Source organism: Bacteroides acidifaciens, from assembly GCF_024623065.1.
GTDB classification, from domain to species: Bacteria; Bacteroidota; Bacteroidia; order Bacteroidales; family Bacteroidaceae; genus Bacteroides; species Bacteroides acidifaciens.
Window position 1 is genome coordinate 1 of the sequence record NZ_JANJZR010000159.1, and the last position, 2,423, is coordinate 2,423.

Below are 2,423 nucleotides of genomic sequence, written 5' to 3' on the forward strand. Positions count from 1 at the left end.
TAAAAACCAGCTGTTATATACTCCATTTCTGATTTATAAACTGAATATTTCATGATTCTATATCTTTTATTGTTATTACTTTATTTCCTTTTTGATGATGCAAATGTAAATGATATACTTGACACTTCAAACAAAATAAGAAATAATATTCTTTCTTTTAACAATATTTCGTAAATGATATATTTGACACTTCTATAATAAACGTATCTTTGCAAAAAGAAAAACAACAAGTATGAATAGAATAGAACTACTTATTAAAGAGAAAGGGTACAACATGACCTCTTTTGCGGAAAAGATGAATACTACAAGGCAAAATCTGTATGCCATTTTAAAAAGCCCGTCATATCCAACACTTGAAAAAGTAGCGGAAACCCTTGATGTTCCTATGTGGCAACTCTTTGCTTCTCCGGAAGAAGTACAACCAAAGAAAGACGGTCTATCTCTCACTTGTCCTCACTGCGGAAAAGATATTAATATTAAAGTAGAATAGCCATGAACCAGCTAGAGTTAATCCAAAGTAAGATATACGAAATAAGAGGGCAAAAGGTGATGCTTGATCGTGATTTAGCGGAAATGTACGGAGTTGAAACACGAACTTTAAATCAGGCAGTGAAACGTAATATAGACAGGTTCCCTGTAGACTTTATGTTCCAGTTAACGGATGAAGAAACGAAAATTTGGAAATCACAAATTGTGATAACCAATTCTATAAAGATGGGAGTCCGGCGAAATCCTTTTGCCTTCACAGAGTTAGGTGTAGCAATGCTTAGCAGTGTTCTCAACTCAAAAACAGCAATACAAATAAACATGGGAATCATGCGTGCCTTTGTCGCTGTCCGGCAAATGTTAGTAAATCCACCCGTAGACCGATTAGGTAATATTGAGAAAGAAGTTAAAGAGTTGAAGGAATACATAGAGGAAGTATTTGCGGACTACAACGACATCAACGACGACACCCGGATGCAGCTGGAACTAATCAACCAAACCTTGGCCGAGCTTCAGGCGCAAAAAAGAATGGAAAATAAACCACGTAATCCGATAGGTTTTATAAAGCCAAAAAAGAAATAGGATACGCTTAAAACTTGCATCGAAATAAATTTATCATGAAGTCAAATAAAAAAATCCCGGAGCTGTGAAAAGTTCCGGGATTCTTTTTTATTTATGAAAGCCGTTTACTTACGCCTCATAACGACTTTGTTCAATCCATTTCATAGCCTCCGAACCGTCGTTAAACGCCCGCAACGTCAGTTGGGAACCTTCGGAAGCGGTAAACGTCTTACCACCTTTCAGAAGGAAATTACCGCCAGCTTCCACCGTAGGCGCAACGCCCGAACATCCCATAAGGGTAATTACCGATCCATGACTTCCACCGGTAACACCGGCTATTTTGGCCGCACCTGCGGAAAGCTGGTACTGCCCGTCCGTTTGGTAATCTATATCCGTGGCTCCGGCTTCCACCACGGCCACCGGTTCTTCCAGGGTGTCGGTACCCCGGTAAATGGCAATATCATCCCCCTTGCTGATCTGGGTGAAAGTAAGTTCGTTCGTATTCGATTCATTGGAACCGGTATAAGAAACGGATAACTTACACGGGTTGCAGGGTGTTCCGATCAGATCAGCAGGCTTTCCGCTACAATAACGGAGCACAACGATACATTTCTTAGACAGCCAGTTTGTCTTAAACTCGCGAATTTCCTGTTCGTTACCGGGATGATTGAACTTAACGGAAGGCGTATAACCTTCGGCGTCCGTTTCCCCATCACTGTTGGAACTGATTTCAGCGGTACCGGGTGTCAGGTAAATACCGATCGCGTAACGTCCCGCCTTCATTACGATATCATCCTCGATAACTACGCCGGCATCGTTTCTCGGCGGAAAGGAAAGAACATCGTCAACGTCGTAAATTACGAGCTGATCCTTGGGCTGAATACCGTTACCAGGATTGCCGGCCGGCCTTCTTACACTTGCTTTTACGTATGTCATAACTTAATGATTTATAAGGTTATAAAATGGAAGGGATAAAGTACCCCTTCCGCTGAAATTTAGCCTCTTGCCACTTCGTAGAATTTACCGTCAGCGGCTTTTGCCAGCTTGATAAACTTGCCTTCGGAAAGCGTCATAGCTTCGGTTAAAACAAAGTTTCCACCGGCTGCAATGGTAGAAGCAAATTCAGAACCGTTTCCGTAGATCGTGTAAACGACACCGGCTTCCGCATCGGTAAAGTTAGTGATTGCTGTTGCATTTGTATTCTCACCGGTAACGAATACTTCACCATCAAGCAAGGAAGGTTCCGTTTCATCCGGCGCAAACTGCAACGCATCGGAAGAAGCGTTTTCGCGGCCGATTTCGATAAATTTACCGTCGGCACGTTTCATCAGTTTGATTACATCCCCCTTACCAGGCTGCCAGGCCTCGGAAATAAG

General features: G+C 42.2%; 3 protein-coding genes and 1 pseudogene. 2 read left to right on the forward strand and 2 right to left on the reverse strand.

Annotation, left to right across the window (positions count from 1 at the left end; translation table 11 throughout):
- Positions 1-232 precede the first annotated feature (232 nt).
- Together NSB03_RS20340 and NSB03_RS20345 are read left to right on the forward strand one after the other, a co-directional pair.
- A complete protein-coding gene (locus tag NSB03_RS20340; protein ID WP_136013560.1) occupies positions 233-490 on the forward strand; it encodes a helix-turn-helix domain-containing protein in 258 nt (85 codons plus the stop codon).
- Between the two features lie 2 nt (positions 491-492).
- Entirely contained in the window at positions 493-1,068 is a 576-nt protein-coding gene (locus tag NSB03_RS20345; protein ID WP_024988927.1) for an ORF6N domain-containing protein, read from the forward strand.
- A 108-nt stretch (positions 1,069-1,176) separates the two neighbouring features.
- On the opposite strand, the gene NSB03_RS20350 is transcribed toward NSB03_RS20345, so the two are convergent.
- Together NSB03_RS20350 and NSB03_RS20355 are read right to left on the reverse strand one after the other, a co-directional pair.
- The gene (locus NSB03_RS20350; protein ID WP_135037343.1) at positions 1,177-1,983 is read right to left on the reverse strand and encodes a hypothetical protein; all 807 of its coding nucleotides are present in this window, start codon (positions 1,981-1,983) and stop codon (positions 1,177-1,179) included.
- Between the two features lie 59 nt (positions 1,984-2,042).
- Positions 2,043-2,423 (reverse strand): annotated as a pseudogene (locus NSB03_RS20355) (hypothetical protein); the annotation flags it as partial.